This is a genomic window from Bradyrhizobium stylosanthis (genome assembly GCF_001641335.1).
Taxonomy (GTDB): domain Bacteria; phylum Pseudomonadota; class Alphaproteobacteria; order Rhizobiales; family Xanthobacteraceae; genus Bradyrhizobium; species Bradyrhizobium stylosanthis.
In genome coordinates, this window is sequence record NZ_LVEM01000001.1 from 1,015,108 (window position 1) to 1,034,423 (window position 19,316).

Genomic DNA, 19,316 nt, shown 5'->3' on the forward strand with positions numbered 1-19,316 from the left:
GATCAGATCAGGAAGTGATCCTGCATCCACTGCATCCCCGCGGCGTTCGCCTTGGTCACGACAGGGCCGTCGGTGACGACGTTCTTGGGAATGCCCTGTCCGCTCTTCTCGCCGCCGACCACGGCGGACACGCCCGCGATGATCGCACCGCCATGGATGCGGCAGGACGGGTTGCGGACGGTCGCGTACATGCGGCCTTCGCTCACCGCCTGGATCGCCGGCGGCATGGCGTCGACGCCGCCGATCAGGATGTTGGTGCGGCCCCGCGCCTTCATGATGTTGGCGGCGGCGAGCGCCATGTCGTCATTGTGGAAGAACGCCGCGTCGATCTGCGGGTACTTCGTGAGGTAGGTTTCCCAGAGGCGCGCAGTCTTGGAGACGTCCCAGTCGGCCGGCTGGGTGTCGAGTACCTCGATGTTCGGGAACTGCTTGACGACGGTGTTGAAGCCCTTCGCGCGTCCTTGCGCGCCGGTGTGGCCGAGCGCGCCCTGCGTCATGATGATCTTGCCCTTGCCGCCCATCGCGTTGCACAGCGCCTGCGTCACCGAGGCGCCCATGAACTCGTTGTCGGGGGCGAGGAAGGAGTGGACGTTGATTTGATCGAGAGGAGCAATGAGTGTGTCCATGTCGATCACGGGTGTGCCGGCGTCGATCATCTTCTGCACGGGCTGGGTGAGGGTGCCGATGCCGAAGGCCTGGATCGCGACGAAATCCCATTTCTGCGAGGCCATGTTGTCGATTGCCGCGCGCTGCTTCACTGCGTCGAGCTGACCGTCGAACCAGGTGACCTCGACGTTGAACAGCTTGCCCCAGAATTCTGCCGCCTGCTTGCCTTGCGCGCACCACGTCGCCTGAAGGCCCGCATTGGAGAAGGCCGCCTTCAGCGGTTTCTCGCTGCGTCCGACCTCGGCGGCCAAGGCGGGGTTTATGCCCATGCTGCCGAACAGGGCAGCCCCGGCGCCGGCGGTCGCTGCCGCCTGAAGAAGATCGCGCCTCGTCGTCGAGAAATCTTTCGTCCCGGACATCGCTCGCTCCCATGTATTTTATCGTCGGCGCGTCATTGCTTGCGCGGCCGATGTCCGAAAGTCTCTCACAAGAGTTGTTCGCACTCAATCTGCAATCAGCGGCGTCGTGGCCGCGACATCGCCGCAGCTTGGTGCAGCGCAAAGGATCAGGCGGGAATGCTGGCGTATGCGTCGATCTCGACGAGCAATCTGTCCCAGGCCAGTGCAGTGTCCGCCGACCAGTCGTCGCCGAGCAGGTCGCGCAGCGTGTTCCTGATGACAGCGAAGAAGGCGATGAACAGCTCGCGCGAGGTGCCATATGCATCGTGCGAGGCGACCTCGCAGGCGATCAGCCGGAAATGCCCGCGGCGCTCGCCCGCAAAGTCGAGAATCGCCTCGATGGTCAGGGCCAGCATCGAACCCATCACGAGCTCGCTGCCTTGTGCGCGGAACATCGTTCGCGTTTCGGGATGCGCTTCGAACAGGCGCCGGTAGACCAGCGGCGTGAGATCGGCGCAGCGCAGCGCCGCGATTTCGAAACTCTCTTCGATACGATTGAGAGAAGCGCTCATCGGCTTTTCAGCCATGCGGACAAAAAAAGAGCGGGGCCCTGGCCCCGCTCAAAAATTGTGTCGACCCTATTATCCCCGATCTTAAGATTTGATCTTGATTGACGGGGCGACGCTGCGTTTTGCGCGCCAGGGGCTCCTCCCGAGACTTGGACCACCAGGCCATGACCTCGCGGTCAGCGCCTGAGCAAGAGGATGCTAGATCAACTTTTCTCACTTGTCATCATTTTCGGCAACGATTGTTCAAAATAACAGCAGCTGACGAAATGATCGGGCTGTTTACCGCGTAAGCATATGACAAATATAAGAAATCTGTGGATGCGGCGGGGTGGCCCGGCTGCCTCGAATACCAAACGTCCGGTCCCCATGGGGCGCCCGGACCACAGTTTTCGAGTAATTTGAGCCCGGCCAACCAGGCGGCGGAACTGGTCTCGACTCGGGTCGCGGCGAGGTGTTTAGATCGCAGCTGAACGAACGGTTCGGTGGATGCGCGCACGGCTGCAAAAATTCCTGCCTCTGGTCCTGCTCGCCCTGGCGATGCAGGTGCTGGCGCCGATTGCCGCCTGTCTGGCGGCAAGCCAGGCCGTTGCCGATCCGCTGTCGGCTGCCGTCATCTGCCACAGCCCGAGCGAGCAGGGTGGTCTGAACGACCGGACGGGAACGCCGACCGCGCATGCGGGCGCATGCGCGCTGTGCTGCCTGGCCCAGGCCAATGCCTCACTCGATTCGCCGCCGCACGTGGCGCTCGCCATTCCCTTCCGCCACGCCGAACGCGTGGTGTGGCACACGGCGGATGCATCCGCCGTGTCCGCCCATAGAGGCTCACACGCCCAGGCGCGCGCGCCTCCCCAATTTTCCTGACGACCCTCGTGATCGCCGCGGTCCGTCCGTAGGCGATTGATGTTGTCGAATGGCCGGAGAGAAAGCCGGCGTCAGGAATGCCCCATGTTAAGTCGTCATGCCCGCCGAGGCGTGAGCGTCGTTGCCGTTCAGGCCGCGCTGCTCGCGTCGCCGGGCGGAGTTTTAGCCCAGAGCAGCGCGGTGCTGCCGCCGGTGACGGTCGATGCGCCCGCCGCTGCGAAGCCCAAGCCGCGCAAACCGGTGGTGCGTCCAGTCGCCGCCAGGACGCAGTCGGCAAAGCCTGCCCGTGCGGGGGCCGCTCCCGCCGTCGCGGCCGAGCAAGGTACAGGCAGCGCCCGCGCATCGCTCGACGCCCCGGCCGCCGTCACGCGCTATCAATTGCCGCAGCGTTCCTTCAGCATCACGGCGAAGGAGGTCGATGAGACGATCAACCTCAAGGATCCCGAGGACGCCGTCAAATACATGCCGAGCCTGTTCGTGCGGAAACGCAACGACGGCGACAACATGGCCGTGCTGGCGACGCGGAGCTGGGGTCTCAATTCGAGCTCGCGAACGTTGATCTACTACGACGATCTCCTTATCTCGGCCCTGATCGGCAACAACAACACGAATGCCTCGCCAAAGTGGAACTTGATCTCGCCGGAAGCGATCGGGCGGGTCGATTACCTCAACGGCCCGTTCGCCGCCGCCTATCCCGGCAACTCGATCGGCGGCGTGCTGCTGATCTCGTCAAAGATGCCGGACAAGCCGTTTGCGGTGGCCAAGGAAACCGTGTCCGTGATGCCCTGGAATCAATACGGCACCAAGGACACCTACGTGACCAGCCAGACCAGCGCCGCCGCGGGCAATCGCGACGGCAAGCTGTCCTGGCTCGTCAGCGCCAACTATCTCGACAGCTACCAGCAGCCGCTCACTTACACGACCAGCGCTGCAATCCCGGCCGGCACGACCGGTGCGTTCCCCGCGTTGAACAAGCAAGGCGTTGCGGCCAACGTGCTAGGCACGGGCATCCTCGCGCATTCGCAGCAGACGTCGGGCAACATCCGCCTTGCCTATGATGTGACGGCGCAGGTTCAGGCGACCTATTCGTTCGGGATCTGGAATAACCACCAGGTCTCCGATCCCCAGACCTACCTGAAATCGGCCGCGACCGGTGCGCCCACATTCGCGGGCCTGTCCGGATTTGCCACCGGCAAATATGTCTGGGACCAGACTCACGTCAGCAATGCCGTTGCGATCAGAAGCGACACCAAAGGCACCTACGATTTCGATCTCTCGGCTTCCAGCTACAATTATCTCCAGGACATTCAGCTCAATCCGTTCACCGTCACGCCGACAGGCGTTGGCTATTCCCAGAACGGGAAGATCACACGGATGGACGGCACCAACTGGCAGAACGCCGATGCCAAGGGGATTTGGCGGCCGTTCGGCTACGACGGCCCCCATGAGGTCAGTTTCGGTCTGCATGGCGATCGTTACCGCCTGGAAAGTCCCGTCTATGCGTCATCGGTCTGGTATGCGACTGGAGACACTGGGACAGGCACGCTCTACTCACAGGGACAGGGTGAAACGCGGACCGGTGCGATCTGGCTGCAGGATGCCTGGAGGATTCTTCCCAATCTGAAGCTTACGCTCGGCGGACGGTTCGAAACCTGGCGTGCCCAGGACGGCTTCAATGTCAGCACCGGAACAAGCGCTGCCGGTGCGATTACGTCGATCGCCGCGGTTCAACAACCGCAACTCTCCTCAACGAATTTCTCGCCGAAAGCGTCGCTGTCCTTTGATCCGAACAGGGACTGGAACATCACAGCGAACTTCGGGCAGGCCTATCGTTACCCGACCGTCATGGAGCTCTATCAGAACCTGACGGTCGGCGGCGTGGCGACCATCGCCAATCCAAACCTGCTGCCCGAGCAGGATCTGACGGGTGAGCTGAACATCGAGCGCAGATGGAGCGACGGCCGCGTCCGGTTGACTCTGTTCCGGGAGCACGTCGATCACGCGATCATCTCCCAGACCAACCTCGTCACCAATCCGGTCACCAAGGTACAGACGCCGACGACGGTGATCAGCAATGTCGACGCGATCAGGTTGCAGGGTATCGAGTTGTCCGCCGACAAGGACAATGTTTTCGTTAACGGCCTCCAGCTGTTCGGCAGCGTGACCTATGTCGACTCGCGTATCCTGGCTGATGCGGGCTGGGCCGGACTTGATCCTCTGACGAACCTGCCCACGGCCGTCGTCGGCAAGCGCGTTCCGTACGTGCCGGACTGGCGCGCCAAGTTCGGCGTCACCTATCGGCCGAACGACAATTGGGCCTACACAATCGCGGCACGTTACAGCGGCAAGCAGTATTCGACGCTGGACAACACCGATCGTGTGTCCCACGTCTATGGCGCCTTCGACAACTTCTTCGTTGTGGATCTGAAGGTCCACTACAACGCGACGAAGAACTTCGCATTCGACTTCGGTATCGATAATCTCTTTAACGAGCAGTATTTCCTGTTCCATCCGTTTCCGGGGCGAACCTTCGTTCTCGCCGGCAAGTACACGTTCTGACTGATAGGGCGATGTCTACGACAAGAAAGGCAAACGACATGACCAGGCTATCAAATATCCTCGCGCTCGCAGTGCTCTCCGCGGCAATGTTCGCCGCCCCAGTGCGCGCCGACGACGTCAAGGCCGGCGATCTCGTGATCTCGCAGGCCTGGAGCCGGGCGACTCCGGGCGGCGCCAAGGTCGCGGGCGGCTATCTCACCATCGAGAACAAGGGAACGGCAGCGGACAGGCTGGTCAGCGTCTCCGCCGACATCGCGGGCAAGGCCGAGGTCCACGAGATGGCGATGGACAACGGCGTGATGAAGATGCGTCCGCTCGACAAGGGTCTTGTCATTGATCCCGGCAAGACCGTGAAGCTGGCGCCGGGCGGCAATCATTTGATGCTCCAGGAGCTGAAGGGGCCGTTTAAGGAAGGCGAGAAGGTGCCGGTCACGCTCGAATTCGAGAAGGCCGGCAAGGTCGCCGTCTCCCTCGATGTGCAGGGCCTTGGGGCCCAGGCACCGGGCGGCGGCGGAATGATGATGAAGAAAATGCCGGATCATTCGGGAATGAAACACTGATGAGCACGATCAAGCTCCATATGACCACGCGTCGAGCCATCCTCGGGATTGCTGCGTTGCTGTCGGTTGCCGCAACGCCGATGGCGGCGGCGACCGACGACGACAGCTTCTTCACGCATCTGCACACCGAGAAGGCGATGGCCAACGTCACGGTCTCGCCGGGCCGCGCCGGCCCGGTCGAGATCGCGATTCAGCTTGAGACCACGGACGAGACACCGCTCACGGCGAAGGCCGTGTCGGTCACGCTGGTGGACACGCAGTCCGGCAGGACGCTCGCGCCGGTCGAGGCTTCGCGCGAGGGCGAAGACGGCTGGCGCGTGAAGCTCGCGCAATTGACGCCCGGCCGCTGGATGCTCGGTCTTGGAATCTCGATCTCCGAGGCTGACCATGTGAACATTGAATCGCCGATCCTGATCAAATGATAGGGGGCCCGAACATGTCGAAGCGTTTTTGCCTGATCCTGATCGCCGCATGCGCGGCGTCGCCCGCGGCGGCGCATATCACGCTAGAGACCAAGCAGGCGGCGGTCGGTTCCTACTACAAGGCCGTCTTCGCCGTGCCGCATGGCTGCAAGGGTTCGCCCACGACAAAAATCCGGGTGCAGATTCCGGAGGGCGTCATCGCGGTGAAGCCGATGCCGAAAGCGGGCTGGAGCGTCGACGTCGTCGAGGGAAAATACACCAACGAGTACGACTATCACGGCAACAAGCTATCTTCCGGCGTCAAGGAAGTCGCCTGGTCCGGGGGCAAGCTGCCGGATCACAATTACGATGAGTTCGTCATCAGCAGCTTTCTCACCGATAGCCTGAAGCCGAACACGACCTTGTATTTCCCGGTCGTCCAGGAATGCGAGACTGGCGTCAGCCGCTGGATCGAAATCCCGGCGGAGGGGGCAAAGCACTCGCACGAGGGCAACTCGCCGGCGCCTGGCGTGAAGCTGCTGCCCAAACCGTGATGCGCCTCTTCGCCGCGCTTGCGACGCTGCTCCTTGTTGTCGGCTTCGCGACCGGCGCCTTTGCGCATGCGGCGCTCGTCGCGGTCGAGCCGGCGAGCGGCAGCATGCTGGCGGCTGCGCCCAAGTCCGTGGAGCTGCGCTTCAACGAGGCGGTGACGCCGGGCGCGGTCCGGCTGATCGACGGAGCGGGCAGGGCACGGGACGATGCGCGCGTCAGCGCATCGGGCGAGACGATCTCGGTCGCCATGCCGCCGGATCTGCCGCAAGGCACGGCAGTCGTGAGTTACCGCGTGATCTCACAGGACGGTCATCCCGTCGCGGGATCGGTGATCTTTTCGATCGGCATACCGACGGGAACGCAACCCCCCGCCAATGTGGACCGCGGGTTGAACGCGCTGATCTGGCTGGCGCGGGTCGGTCTCTATCTCGGGCTGTTCGTCGGCATCGGCGGTGTGTTCTTCGCGCGCTGTGTCGCCTGGTCGATGACGGGCCTGACCGTGCCGCGCGTCGCGCTGTTGGTCGGCATTCCGAGCGCGGTTGTCTCCCTGGGCGTGCTGGGTCTCGATCTCCTCGGCCTGCCGCCGGCGGCGCTCGCAACGGTTGCTCCGTGGAAGGTCGCATTCGCAGCCAGCGCCGGCCCCGCGCTGCTCGTTGCAGTCGTGGCGATGCTGCTTGCAATGACGGCGCTGCGCAGCGCGTGGTATGCGCGCGCCTGCGCGGTCGTCGCATTCATCGGCGTCGGCCTGTCGCTCGCCATGACCGGGCACGCCGCAACGGCACCGCCGGAGGCGCTGACGCGGCCGGCGATTTTCCTTCATGGCGTCGGTGTCGCCTTCTGGATCGGAGCCCTCGCGCCGCTCGCCGCGCTGATGTCGAAGCCGGCCACTGCGGCTCTCCCGGTCGTGAATCGCTTTTCCCGCGTCGCTGTGCTGGCGGTCGGTGTGCTGGCGTTGACCGGTCTTGGCCTTGCCATCGTTCAGCTCGAAAAGCCGTCGGCGCTGGTCGAGACCCGCTACGGGACCATCCTGTCGATCAAGCTTGGTCTGGCCGTCGTCCTGCTGGCGCTGGCCGCACTCAACCGGTTTCGGCTGACGCCGGCCCTGGCGGGGAAGGGGAACGCCGCGTCTGCATTGAAGCGTTCGATCGTACTCGAATGCATCATCGCCCTCGGCATCTTCGCCCTCGTTGCCGGCTGGCGTTTCACGCCGCCGCCGCGGACCATTGTTCCCGAGACGCCGCTGGCGATCCACATTCACACCGACAAGGCGATGTTCCAGGTGCTGGTCTCGCCGGGGAAGGCGGGCGCCAACGACTTCGTGCTCCAGCTCATGACGGGAGAGGCGACGCCGCTTTCGGCCAAGGAGGTGACGCTGACGCTCAGCCTGCCCGAGCGCGGCATCGAGCCGATCGAGCGGGGCGCCTCGCTCGGACCTGACGGCTACTGGCATGTCGCCAAGGCCGAGCTGCCCTTCGCCGGCCGCTGGCATGTCCGGATCGATGCGCTGGTGACCGATTTCGAGCAGGTCACGCTCGAGGACGATCTCGAGCTGGCGCCCCCTTAGTGGGGCCTGCGCGGTTCAAGTTAAACCTCAAGGCAACGGAAAAATGACAAGGAATTCCGCCGCGTTAGCGGCTTTTCCTCATTCCCGGCCTTGTATTTTCGCTCCCAATCCGGTTTCACTGCAGGCCCTCACTGATTCCTCGAGTATTGCCATGCGGTTGTCGCGATTCTTTCTGCCCATCCTGAAGGAAAATCCGAAAGAGGCGGAGATCGTCTCGCATCGGCTGATGCTGCGCGCCGGCATGATCCGGCAGGAAGCGGCCGGCATCTATGCCTGGCTGCCGCTCGGCTTTCGCGTGCTGAAGAAGATCGAGCAGATCGTGCGCGAGGAGCAGGACCGTTCCGGCGCGCTGGAACTGTTGATGCCGACGCTGCAGCTCGCCGACCTCTGGCGCGAGAGCGGCCGCTACGACGCCTACGGCCCGGAGATGCTCCGCATCGCCGACCGCCACAAGCGCGAGCTGCTGTACGGGCCGACCAACGAGGAAATGATCACCGAGATTTTTCGCGCGTACGTGAAGTCTTACAAGAACCTGCCGCTGAATCTCTATCACATCCAATGGAAATTCCGCGACGAGCAGCGTCCGCGCTTCGGCGTGATGCGCGGCCGCGAGTTCCTGATGAAGGATGCCTATTCCTTCGACCTCAACGAGGCCGCCGCGCGCGTCGCCTACAACAAGATGTTCGTCGCCTATTTGCGGACCTTCGCGCGGATGGGGCTGAAGGCGATCCCGATGCGCGCCGAGACCGGTCCGATCGGCGGCGATCTCAGCCACGAATTCATCGTGCTCGCGGAAACCGGCGAATCCGGCGTGTTCATCAATCGCGACGTACTGGAGCTGCCGGTGCCGGGCGAGGACGTCGACTATGACAGCGACCTGACGCCGATCATCAAGCAGTGGACCTCGGTCTACGCCGCGACGGAAGACGTTCATGATGCCGCCCGGTTCGAGCAGGAAGTGCCCGCGGACAAGCGGGTCAACACCCGCGGCATCGAGGTCGGCCAGATCTTCTATTTCGGTACCAAATACTCCGACGCCATGAAGGCCCTGGTCGCAGGCCCCGACGGCGTCGATGTGCCGATCCATGGCGGCTCCTACGGCGTCGGCGTCTCGCGCCTCCTGGGTGCCATCATCGAGGCCTGCCATGACGATGCCGGCATCAAATGGCCGGAGGCGGTGGCCCCGTTCCGCGTCTCGATCCTGAACCTCAAGCAGGGCGATGCGGCGGTCGATGCGGCCTGCGAGCAGCTCTATGCCGAGCTCCAGGCCAAGGGCGTCGACGTGCTCTATGACGACACCGACCAGCGCGCCGGCGCCAAATTCGCCGCCGCCGACCTGATCGGCATCCCCTGGCAGATCATGATCGGGCCGAAGGGGCTCGCCGACGGCAAGGTCGAGATCAAGCGGCGCAGCGACGGCTCCCGCGAGACCATGTCGCCTGCGGACGCAGTCGCCCGGCTGGTCGGCTGAATAGTGTTCATCGCGCGATAGCGGGCCGGTAATCCGGCCACATTTGCCCCCGAATCATGGGATTATCGAGCGATGGATGAAACCATGACTGAAGCCAAGCCAACCGCGCCTTTTGCGCCATTCGAGTGGATGCTGTCGGCGCGCTACCTGCGGGCGCGCCGCAAGGAGGGATTCATCTCGGTGATCGCCGGGTTCTCGTTCCTCGGCATCATGCTCGGCGTGGCGACGCTGATCATCGTCATGGCCGTCATGAATGGCTTCCGCAAGGAACTGCTGGACAAGATCCTGGGCCTGAACGGCCACATCCTGGTGCAGCCGCTGGAATCGCCGCTGACCGACTGGAAGGACGTCGCCGACCGCCTCAGCCAGGTCAAAGGCATCCGGCTGGCCGCCCCCGTGGTGGACGGCCAGGCGCTGGCGTCCTCGCCGTGGAACGCCTCGGGCGTCCTGGTGCGCGGCATCCGCTCCGACGACCTCAACAACCTCACCTCGATCGCCAAGAACATCAAGCAGGGCTCGCTCGAGGGCTTTGACGAGGGGCAGGGCGTCGCGATCGGCCGGCGCCTCGCCGACCAGCTGTCGCTGCATGCCGGCGACAGCATCACGCTGGTGGCGCCGAAGGGCGCGGTCACCCCGATGGGCACCACGCCGCGCATCAAGCCCTACAAGATCGTCGCCGTGTTCGAGATCGGCATGTCCGAATACGATCTCGGCTTCGTGTTCATGCCGCTCGCGGAGGCGCAGGCCTATTTCAACCGCAGCAACGACGTCACCTCGATCGAGGTGTTCACCACCAATCCCGACCAGATCGTCGCCTTCCGCCAGGCGGTGACGGAGGCGGCGGGCAGGCCGGTGTTCCTGGTCGACTGGCGGCAGCGCAACTCGACCTTCTTCAACGCGCTCCAGGTCGAGCGCAACGTGATGTTCCTGATCCTGACTATGATCGTGCTGGTCGCGGCGCTCAACATCGTCTCCGGCCTGATCATGCTGGTGAAGGACAAGGGCAGCGACATCGCGATCCTGCGCACCATGGGCGCCTCGCAGGGCTCGATCATGCGCATCTTCCTGATCACCGGCGCCTCGATCGGCGTGGTCGGCACGCTGGTCGGCTTCATCGTCGGTCTCGTCATCTGCCTCAACATCGAGTCGATCCGGCAATTCCTGTCCTGGCTGACCTCGACCGAGCTGTTCTCGCCGGAGCTCTACTTCCTGTCGAAGCTGCCGGCCGAGATCGACATCGGCGAGACCACGGCGGTCGTCATCATGGCGCTGACGCTGTCGTTCCTGGCGACGCTGTATCCGTCCTGGCGCGCCGCGCGCCTCGACCCCGTCGAAGCGCTCCGGTACGAGTGAGGGGCTGATGGAGCAGCAGGGGGCTGACGATGTACCGGTCATTTATCTCCACGAGATAAAGCGGCAGTACTTGCAGGGCGAGGTGCCGCTGACGATCCTGGACGGCGCCAAGCTCGCGCTGTGGCCGGGCCAGTCGGTTGCGCTGGTCGCGCCGTCCGGCTCGGGCAAGTCGACGCTGCTGCACATCGCGGGGTTGCTCGAAGCGCCCGATTCCGGCGAAGTCTATGTCAACGGCGCGCCGACCTCGCAGCTGCCCGACATCGAGCGCACCCAGCTGCGCCGCACCGATATCGGCTTCGTCTACCAGTCGCACCGGCTGCTGCCGGAGTTCTCGGCGCTCGAGAACGTCATGATGCCGCAGATGATCCGCGGCCTGAAGAAGTCCGAGAGCGTCAAGCGCGCCAAGGAGATTTTGGGCTATCTCGGCCTCGGCGACCGCATCACCCATCGTCCCGCGGAGCTGTCGGGCGGCGAGCAGCAGCGCGTGGCGATCGCACGCGCGGTGGCGAACGCGCCGCGGGTGCTGTTCGCGGACGAGCCGACCGGCAATCTCGATCCGCACACCGCGGACCACGTGTTCCAGGCCCTGATGCAACTGGTCAAGGCGACCCAGGTCTCCATGCTGATCGCGACCCACAACATGGAGCTCGCCGGCCGCATGGACCGGCGCGTGTCGCTGGCGAACGGCCAAGTCGTCGAGCTCGAATAAAAAGTTACGAAAACAACCCCATGCACAGTAGCCGAACACCGGCGGCTACTGGCGGGGTGACGCCTCCCAATCCTTTGAGATGCCGGGCATAACCGCTGCGACCGCGCATCGCCGCAGCGGGACGGCGAATTACGGCCTGATGACCGTCAGTTTGAACGGGCCGCCGTTGGCCGCGGCGTGCGCAACGGCGTCGTTGGCGTGGTCGAGGTCGAAGGCGGTGGTCTCATACTCCTCCAGCCGCAGCAGCCCCGAGCGCACCAGAGCGATCAGGCGTGCGGCCGCGTCCGGCGGATACATCCAGACGCCGCGAATACTGATGCAGTTGCGCATGATCCAGGGGTAGGGCAGCTCGAGGCCGGCGCCGCCGGCCATCCCAACGCCGCCCATCAGCACGACGCGGCCATAGGCCCGCACCGTCATGACCGCCGCGCGCACAACGGTCGGACTGACCGAGGGCGGCATGATGTCGAACACGCAGTCGATCGGGCCGGGCGCGGCGCGCTTCATCGCCTCGCGGTCGTCATCCTCATTGCCGGTCAGCCTGACCGGCTTCACCCGGCTGCCGAAGCGGCGGACGAGGTCAGCGAGGATCGTCTCGTTGCGGCCCGGCGTCACCACGCAGGCCGCGCCCATCGCCAGCGCGACGGACACCGCCGCGCTGCCGAAATTGCCGGTGGCGCCGCTCACCAGCACGGTCTCGCCGGCTTGCAAATTGGCGGCGAGGAAGCCGCCATAGGGCACCAGCAGCGTGCCGAGCGCGCACCATTGCGCGGCCTGCTCCGGCGTGATCTCGCCGATGCGTTTGACGTTCTCGGTGGGCACGCGCATCTGCCCGGCAAACGAGCCATGGCGAAAATGCTGCTGTAGCCGCATGCCGCCGGGACCGGCGGCCGTGAGTCCCTGCAGGGCGATGTCAGGCGCGACGGCATCGTCGCGCGAGCGCACCGTCGGGTCGCAGAACACCCAGTCGCCGACGCTGAGCTTCGTCGCGTCCGGGCCGACCGCGCGCACCCGGCCGATGCCGCCCGGTCCGGGGATGATCGGCAGGTCGAGCGCATAGTTGCGCGTCCCGTCGAAGACCTCGTTCATGTAGGACAGCACGCGCGTGGCTACGACGTCGATGATGACCTCGCCGGTGCCGAGCACCGGTTCGGGGACAGTCTCGATCGCCAGGGGCGAGCCGAAGGATTTGAGCACGGCAGCTTTCATGATGTTCACCTCGGGGATGGATGAAGCCGATATGCCCCGCCCTTGAACGGACAAGAAGGCCTGGTATTATCCTAGTATTGCAAAATCCCTCCATCGCGGGAGCGACATCATGGCCGATCCACGCCGCGTCGAATTCGGCGACTTCCTGCGGTCCCGCCGCGAGAAGCTGTCGCCGAAGATCGTCGGGCTTCCGGCAGGCCGCCGGCGCCGTACCGCGGGACTGCGCCGCGAGGAGGTCGCGCAGCTCGCCGGCATCGGCGTCGACTGGTACATCCGCCTCGAGCAGGGCCGCACCGTCAGTCCCTCGGTCACCACGATCGACGCGCTGGCCCGTGCGCTGCGCCTGTCGAAGACCGAGCACGCGCATCTGAAGGCGCTGGCGCGCGACGGCGACAAGCGCGCGTTCGTGCCGGAGGTCGTGCCGCCGTCGATCCGGCGGATGATCGAGAGCCTGAACCAGCCGGCCTACATCACCGGGCGGCGGTGGGACGTGCTGGCCTGGAACGATCCCGCCGAGGAGATCTTTGCTTTCGGTCAGTTGCCCGAGCAGGATCGCAACACGCTGCTCCTCATGATGACCAACAAGCAGACGCGCAAGCGTTACGGCGCAGGCTGGGCCGACGTCGCCAAGGCCATGGTCGCGATGTTTCGCGCCACCCACGACGTCTGGGCCGGCGATCCCGCCTTCACCGAGCTGCTGACGCGGCTGCGCGCGGGCAGTCCGGAATTCGTCAAATGGTGGGAAGCGCACGAGATCCGCAGCACCATGTCGGGCCGCAAGACCATGAACCATCCGACCCTCGGCGTGCTGCATTTCGAGCACACGAGCTTTCAGGCCAATGACGATCCCGCGCTGAAGCTTGTGATCTACACGCCGGTTTAGGCTGCCCGGATGACCGGTCGTATTTGCGTCATGGCGACGCCGGAGATCGCGAGCAGCCCGCCAACAATCAGTTTCGGCGTCACCTCGTCGCCGAGGAACAGCACGCTCGACATCAGGGCGAACACCGGGAGCAGCAGGCCGAAGGGCGCGACGCGACTCATCGAGCAGCGCGCGATCAGCCAGAACCAGAGACTAAAGCCGACGATGCCGCCGATGAAGATCGTGTAGGCGAGGGCGAGCCAGCCGCGTCCATCCGCTGAAGCGAGGCTTGCCAACTGGCCGTATTCGAGCAGCAGCGACATCAACAGCACCTGCGGCACCGTCAGCAGCGACGACCATCCCATCAGCATCAAGGGATCGAACGGCCCGTAGCGTTTGGTCAGGACGTTGGAGACCGCGAATGCGAAAGCGGCCCCGATCACGAGCAGCAGCGGAAGCGGCCTTGCCGACAGGCCGGGCTCGGCTGCCAGCACGACCACGCCGGCGAACGCAAGCGCCACGCCGGCGGACGTGGTCAGAGACGGTCGTTCCGCGAGCAGCGGCCACGCCAGCAGGACGGTGAAGGGCGTGGCGAGCTGGTAGGCGACCGCCGACATGCTTCCCGAGCCGAGCCCAAGGCCGACATAGAACAGCCCGAAGTTCAGACCGCCGAGGAAGATCGAGATGGCGATGACAGGGCCGAGCTGTCGACGCGTTGGCCTTTTGACGAAGGGGACGAGCAGCAGCGCAATGGCGAGAAAGCGCAAGGCGAGGAAGAAGAGCGGCGGAAATTCCGCGACGCCGACCTTGATGGCCACGAACTGATAACCCCAGAGCAGGGGTACCGCCACCGCGCAGACGATCTGGATCGCGGACATCGGACTTCTTCCTTTCAAGACCGATCGGTCTAAATATCGACGCGCCGATACGACGCGCGTCATACGGGTGGTTAGCTCACGAAACGGTCGAGAAGAGCGTCAGCACTGGCTTGCGACGAGGTCCGCGCCGGCGTGGTCTTGCCGATCACGCGCAGGCCTTCGACGAAACAGACGAGAATGCGGGCGGCGCTTGCAGGCTCGACACGATCCGCCAGCTTCTCCGCCGCCTTGGCGCGGGACAATGCATCGGCGAGCCTCGCCTCCATCGCCTTGAAGAAGCCCGCGACGCGGCGGCCGACCTCGGCATCCTGGCCGGCCAGCTCCATGGCGGTGGCGACGAGCAGGCAGCCGCGACGTCCATTGGTGCCGCTGGTGCGCTCGACATAGCCGGCAAGGAAGGTTCGCAGACCCTCGACGGGATCCCTGTGCGGGGCAAGCTCGACGTCCATCCGCGCGATGGCGTCGGCGATGTAGCGATCGAGTGCAAGCAGGAACAGCGAGTGCTTGTCGCCGAACGCGGCGTAGAGGCTGCCGCGCGACAGCCGCGTCGCGCGAAGAAGATCCGGCAGCGCCGTAGCGTGATAGCCGCGCGACCAGAACACATTCATCGCGCGTTCGACGGCGGCATCGACGTCGAAGCTTCGCGGGCGGCCGCGGGTCGGTTGCACGGGGGCTGGGCGGAGCATCGCGGATATATAGACCATTCGGTCCATATATCGCAAGGGCCACTTCCGAGCCCGATCCTATGGCGCCGGCGCCGCCGAAGGCGTTGCGCTGGCGTTCGGCTGCGGAACCGGAGGCCACGGACTGATCGGGCTGAGCGCCGACAGCGCGCAGGATGATTTGAGCTGGCTCCACAGCGAGGCGAGGCCCGTCAGGTCGATGTCGAATTTGGTCTCGTCGGTCTTGTCGTCCGGCATCGCGATGGTCTCGCGGACATGCAGGGAGCGCGAGGCCAGGATCGCCTTGAGCATGTCGGCATCGATGTTGCCGCGCCAGGTCTCGTACTTGCCGGATCGGATCGGGGCTCCTCCGGCCTGCTTGTCGGAGGCGTCCGCCGTCATCAGAAGCGTGCTTGTGCCGGTGGAGGCCTCGTCGATTTCGCCGGCGAACCACAGCGGCACGTGCGTCCTGCTTTCGCAGGACAGGCGCCACTCCATGGTCCGGAACGAGCTTTCGCTCGTCTTCAGCACGGCGAGCTTGCGGACGTACGGCCGCGCGGACTTCTCCAGTCTCCACGTCGTTTCCGCAAGCGGCCGGGTGTCGATGCCGAAACGATAGAGCTCGTATCGCGTCAGCACGTGCAGGTTCTCGAACTTCACGGTGTGGATCAGGGCATCGAGCTCGCGGCTGATCCCCATCGAGGTGATGAACGCGGCGCGCTCGCGCTCGGCGCTCGCCATGCGGCGCTGCCTCGCCTCGGCGATGATCTGTGGCGGAGGATCGCCGCGAACGCGGAAGATCAGCCTGGAATTGTGGACCGCCAGCGCAGCGTCGGGCGCCACCTCGCGGGACGTCGCACCGAGGAAGAGGTAGCCACAGGCCGAATTGCACATCGCGTTGCGGGTGGTGAGCTCGGCCTCGAGTTCGCCGCCGGCGTTCTTCATCTTCAGGCATGCGGCGTCGATCTGCGTGCCTGCCGCGCAGGCCGTCACGGTGGTGCGGCCGACCCGCGCGACCGCCTTGCGGCTGCGCAGCAGCCGTCCGATCGCGTAGGATTGATCGACATTGCCGCCGGGCGAATAGAAGTAGATCGGGCGCTGCGTGTCCTTGATGGCGGCGAGGAAGCGGCGAATGCGCGGCGCGGCCCCGCCATCGATCTCGCCCTCGACGGCGATCCAGCGGTCGCAGCCCGGCCCGCACGCATCGGGCGCGCCCTTGGCGAGATAGATCGTCAGCGTGGAGGGCATCCCGGCTTTCTGTGCCGGCGTTTCCGCATGCAATGCGCCCGATATCGACAGCGCGGCAACGACAAGCAGGATACGGGCGAGCATGAACTGGGAGACCGCGCGGCAAGACACGGATGGAGGCTATACGAAGATCACCCCGTGCACAACTTTCGGTGGCATGACGAAGTGCGAAGGCCGATCATTTGAAACGGTCGATGATCTGCAGCAGCCGCTCGCACGACGCCTCGATCCGCTTCAGCGGGGATGTCGCAACGCCGAGCAGCAGGCCCGGGCGCGCCGACGCCTGCGACCCATACCAGAGCGACAGCGCGGTCGGCGCCAACCCGAACGATGCGGCGTCCCGGGCGATCGGAAGATCGGGCGCTCCGTCCGGCAGTCGCAGCACCGCCGCCAATCCGGCAATCGCAACGTTGGCGGTGCGTGGACGCAGATATTTCACCAGCGCATCGGCCTGCGCCGCGTAAGCCCGCTTGGTGCGGCGGAGGTGCCGCAGATAATGGCCGTCGCGCATGAAATCGGCCATCGCGCGCTGCACCGCCGGCCCGGGCGCCGGTGCAAGGCATGCCGCAGCTTCGGCAAAGCGCGAGGCGAGCGCCGCGGGGGCCACGACGAAGCCGAGGCGCAAGGCCGGCGTGACGGTCTTGCTGAAGGAGCCGACGTGAATGACGCGGCCGGCGCGGTCGAGCGAGGCGAGCGCCGGCGTGGCCCGGCCCTTGAGCTGAAGCTCGCTGAGATAATCGTCCTCGATCACCCAGGCGCCGCGCTGTGCGGCCCAGTCGAGCAGGCGCGAGCGCCGTTCCAGCGACAGGGTCGATCCGAGCGGCGCCTGCTGTCCCGGCGTCACGACAGCCAGCGCCGCGTCGGGAGCGTGCTGCAGCCCGTAGGCGACGTCGATGCCGTCGGCATCGACGGGGATCGGTGCGAGCGACAGGCGCGCAAGCGCAAGGCCGTGCCGCGTGAACGGGAAGCCGGGGTCCTCCACCCAGGCCGTCTTCTGCTCGAGGCCGAGCACGCGGAGCGCAAGGCCGAGGCCGCCGCTGAAGCCGGCGGTGACGACGATCTGTGACGGTGCGCATTCGATCCCGCGCGCGAGCGCAAGGTAGGCGGCGATCTCGCGGCGCAAGTCCGGCTCGCCGCGCGGATCCGGATAGATCGCCGGCGCGCTCATTTCGACGCGAACCGCCTGCGCGCGGATGCGTGCGAGCAGCGTGGCGGGAAAGGTCTCCTGCGCCGGCACGCCCATCTGGAAGATCGCCGGCCCCGCCGTGAGCTCCTGGTACATCTCCATGAAGGAGCCGGGGTCCGGGGCCTTGTCCTGCCGAACCGGAAGCGACGGCCGGTCCGCGACATGCGTTCCGCTCGCGCGGGAGGCGACGATCAACTGGGCCGAAGAGAGCTTCTCGTAGGCCGACCGTACCGTGCCGCGCGCGACGCCAAGCTGGGCCGCCAGGTCCTGCCAGGACGGCAGGCGCGCGCCCGGGGCGAGCACGCCGCTCTCGATGGCGGCCCTGATCCCCCCATGGATCTGCTCGGCCAGCGGGGTCCTGGCGGATCGATCGAGCTCCAGCCGCAGCGGTCGGGTCATGGCCCGTGGTACACCCTTTTTGCGCGTTCTTGGTGCTTTTTTGTGGACCAGGGCAGGGGCACCTACAGGGGAGAAAAGGGCCGGGCAGCCCAAAAGACCATCAAGGAGCAAGGCAATGACTGGACGTCTCGACTACGAACGCATCGCACCTTCAGGCGTCAAGGCGCTGGGCGGCGTCTATGGCTACATCCTGCAAAGCGACCTGCCTGCGACGCTGGTGAACCTCGTCTATCTACGCGTGTCGCAGATCAACAACTGCGCCTATTGTCTCGACATGCACACGCGCGATCTGCTCAAGGGCGGGGTGAAGATCGAAAAGCTCGCGCTGTTGCAGGCATGGGCCGAAGCAGGCGATCTCTTCGACGCGCGCGAGCGCGCGGCCCTTGCATGGGCCGAGACGGTGACGCGCGTTGCGGACACCGGCGTGCCTGAGGAGGCCTATGAAGCGGCGCGAGCCGTCTTTGGGGAGCGCGAGCTCGTCGATCTCACCATCGCGATCGGCCTGATGAACACCTACAACCGGATGGCCATCAGCTTCCGCAAGACGCCGCAAGCCGTGCTGGCAAAGGCCGCCTGACCGGCCGCGAACGCAATCGACCGATGTGTGTGCAAGGCAGGAGCTTTAAGATGACCAATGTGATCTCCGGCGTGACGATCCCCGACAGCAAGCTGGCGCGCGAAGCCACTGAGCTGGTGCGCAGCTACGAAGACGAGATGCTGTTCAACCATTCGGTCCGCGTCTATGTGTTCGGCGCCATGAAGGGGCAGCGTCAGAAGCTGAAGTTCGATGCCGAACTGCTCTATGTCGCGGCGCTGTTTCACGACCTCGGCCTGGTCGATCACTATCACAGCGAGACCAAACGGTTCGAGGTCGACGGTGCCGACGCCGCGCGCGATTTCCTCCGGGCGCGCGGCATCGGCGAAGCGCAATCCGATCTGGTGTGGGAGGCGATCGCGCTGCACACCACCCCCGGCATTCCGCAATTCATGCGGCCGGAGATCGCACTCACCAATGCCGGCGTCCTGGTGGACGTCGTCGGTGTTGGATATGACGACTACACGCCCGAGCAGCGCGACCAGGTGATATCGGCGTTTCCGCGCGGCGACTTCAAGAACGAGTTCCTGAAGGTGCAGACCTGCTCAGCCCTGAAGAAGCCGCAGACGACGTTCGGGACGGTGAACTTCGACTACATCCAGGATCACGATCCGAGCTTCCACAAGCCGAACGCGTGCACGCGCATCCGGAATACGCCCTGGCAGAGCTAGCCG

19 protein-coding genes are annotated in these 19,316 nt (G+C 65.1%); 12 read left to right on the forward strand and 7 right to left on the reverse strand.

Going from position 1 to position 19,316, the window contains the following annotated elements; all coding sequences use genetic code 11:
* Positions 1 to 2 precede the first annotated feature (2 nt).
* Together A7X65_RS05060 and A7X65_RS05065 are read right to left on the reverse strand one after the other, a co-directional pair.
* Entirely contained in the window at positions 3 to 1,025 is a 1,023-nt protein-coding gene (locus A7X65_RS05060; RefSeq protein ID WP_063683197.1) for a sugar ABC transporter substrate-binding protein, read from the reverse strand.
* A gap of 146 nt (positions 1,026 to 1,171) precedes the next feature.
* Positions 1,172 to 1,576 (reverse strand): globin, encoded by a 405-nt coding sequence (locus A7X65_RS05065; protein WP_063683198.1) that lies wholly within the window; start codon positions 1,574 to 1,576, stop codon positions 1,172 to 1,174.
* Positions 1,577 to 2,059: 483 nt separating this feature from the next.
* Here A7X65_RS05065 and A7X65_RS05070 point away from each other — a divergent pair, with 483 nt between their 5' ends.
* From A7X65_RS05070 to A7X65_RS05110, 9 genes are all read left to right on the forward strand, one after another.
* Positions 2,060 to 2,434, forward strand: coding sequence for a DUF2946 domain-containing protein (locus A7X65_RS05070; RefSeq protein ID WP_063683199.1), 375 nt, complete (start codon positions 2,060 to 2,062; stop codon positions 2,432 to 2,434).
* A gap of 84 nt (positions 2,435 to 2,518) precedes the next feature.
* Positions 2,519 to 4,993: a TonB-dependent receptor gene (locus tag A7X65_RS05075; protein WP_063683200.1), complete on the forward strand. Its 2,475-nt coding sequence runs from the start codon at positions 2,519 to 2,521 to the stop codon at positions 4,991 to 4,993.
* 38 nt (positions 4,994 to 5,031) lie between these two features.
* Complete coding sequence (locus A7X65_RS05080; RefSeq protein ID WP_063683201.1) at positions 5,032 to 5,553, forward strand: copper chaperone PCu(A)C; 522 nt, start codon at positions 5,032 to 5,034, stop codon at positions 5,551 to 5,553.
* Positions 5,553 to 5,975, forward strand: coding sequence for a hypothetical protein (locus A7X65_RS05085; RefSeq protein ID WP_063683202.1), 423 nt, complete (start codon positions 5,553 to 5,555; stop codon positions 5,973 to 5,975). Before A7X65_RS05080 ends, A7X65_RS05085 begins: the two co-directional genes overlap by 1 nt.
* Before the next feature lie 14 nt (positions 5,976 to 5,989).
* Positions 5,990 to 6,508 (forward strand): YcnI family copper-binding membrane protein, encoded by a 519-nt coding sequence (locus A7X65_RS05090; protein ID WP_063683203.1) that lies wholly within the window; start codon positions 5,990 to 5,992, stop codon positions 6,506 to 6,508.
* Positions 6,508 to 8,070 carry a copper resistance CopC/CopD family protein gene (locus A7X65_RS05095; RefSeq protein ID WP_063683204.1) on the forward strand — a complete coding sequence of 521 codons (1,563 nt, stop codon included), beginning with the start codon at positions 6,508 to 6,510 and terminating at the stop codon, positions 8,068 to 8,070. Before A7X65_RS05090 ends, A7X65_RS05095 begins: the two co-directional genes overlap by 1 nt.
* Positions 8,071 to 8,221: 151 nt before the next feature.
* Positions 8,222 to 9,541: a proline--tRNA ligase gene (gene proS / locus A7X65_RS05100; RefSeq protein ID WP_063683205.1), complete on the forward strand. Its 1,320-nt coding sequence runs from the start codon at positions 8,222 to 8,224 to the stop codon at positions 9,539 to 9,541.
* Between the two features lie 72 nt (positions 9,542 to 9,613).
* Positions 9,614 to 10,894, forward strand: coding sequence for a lipoprotein-releasing ABC transporter permease subunit (locus tag A7X65_RS05105; RefSeq protein ID WP_063683206.1), 1,281 nt, complete (start codon positions 9,614 to 9,616; stop codon positions 10,892 to 10,894).
* A gap of 7 nt (positions 10,895 to 10,901) precedes the next feature.
* Entirely contained in the window at positions 10,902 to 11,603 is a 702-nt protein-coding gene (locus tag A7X65_RS05110; RefSeq protein WP_063683207.1) for an ABC transporter ATP-binding protein, read from the forward strand.
* A 129-nt stretch (positions 11,604 to 11,732) separates the two neighbouring features.
* On the opposite strand, the gene A7X65_RS05115 is transcribed toward A7X65_RS05110, so the two are convergent.
* Entirely contained in the window at positions 11,733 to 12,812 is a 1,080-nt protein-coding gene (locus A7X65_RS05115) for a zinc-binding dehydrogenase (RefSeq protein ID WP_063683208.1), read from the reverse strand.
* A 109-nt stretch (positions 12,813 to 12,921) separates the two neighbouring features.
* Here A7X65_RS05115 and A7X65_RS05120 point away from each other — a divergent pair, with 109 nt between their 5' ends.
* Positions 12,922 to 13,695 carry a helix-turn-helix transcriptional regulator gene (locus tag A7X65_RS05120; RefSeq protein ID WP_063683209.1) on the forward strand — a complete coding sequence of 258 codons (774 nt, stop codon included), beginning with the start codon at positions 12,922 to 12,924 and terminating at the stop codon, positions 13,693 to 13,695.
* Here A7X65_RS05120 and A7X65_RS05125 read toward each other — a convergent pair.
* From A7X65_RS05125 to pdxR, 4 genes are all read right to left on the reverse strand, one after another.
* On the reverse strand, positions 13,692 to 14,552 hold the full coding sequence (locus A7X65_RS05125; protein WP_063683210.1) for a DMT family transporter: 861 nt from the start codon (positions 14,550 to 14,552) through the stop codon (positions 13,692 to 13,694). The genes A7X65_RS05120 and A7X65_RS05125 overlap by 4 nt on opposite strands.
* A 71-nt stretch (positions 14,553 to 14,623) precedes the next feature.
* Positions 14,624 to 15,220: a TetR/AcrR family transcriptional regulator gene (locus A7X65_RS05130; RefSeq protein WP_063683211.1), complete on the reverse strand. Its 597-nt coding sequence runs from the start codon at positions 15,218 to 15,220 to the stop codon at positions 14,624 to 14,626.
* Between the two features lie 75 nt (positions 15,221 to 15,295).
* Positions 15,296 to 16,546 (reverse strand): COG3904 family protein, encoded by a 1,251-nt coding sequence (locus tag A7X65_RS05135; protein ID WP_063683212.1) that lies wholly within the window; start codon positions 16,544 to 16,546, stop codon positions 15,296 to 15,298.
* A gap of 94 nt (positions 16,547 to 16,640) precedes the next feature.
* A complete protein-coding gene (pdxR, locus tag A7X65_RS05140) occupies positions 16,641 to 18,047 on the reverse strand; it encodes a MocR-like pyridoxine biosynthesis transcription factor PdxR (RefSeq protein ID WP_063683213.1) in 1,407 nt (468 codons plus the stop codon).
* Positions 18,048 to 18,162: 115 nt separating this feature from the next.
* On the opposite strand from pdxR, the gene A7X65_RS05145 reads away from it, so the two are divergent.
* Both A7X65_RS05145 and A7X65_RS05150 read left to right on the forward strand, forming a co-directional pair.
* On the forward strand, positions 18,163 to 18,624 hold the full coding sequence (locus A7X65_RS05145; RefSeq protein ID WP_063683214.1) for a carboxymuconolactone decarboxylase family protein: 462 nt from the start codon (positions 18,163 to 18,165) through the stop codon (positions 18,622 to 18,624).
* Between the two features lie 50 nt (positions 18,625 to 18,674).
* A complete protein-coding gene (locus A7X65_RS05150) occupies positions 18,675 to 19,313 on the forward strand; it encodes an HD domain-containing protein (protein WP_063683215.1) in 639 nt (212 codons plus the stop codon).
* Positions 19,314 to 19,316 lie beyond the last annotated feature (3 nt).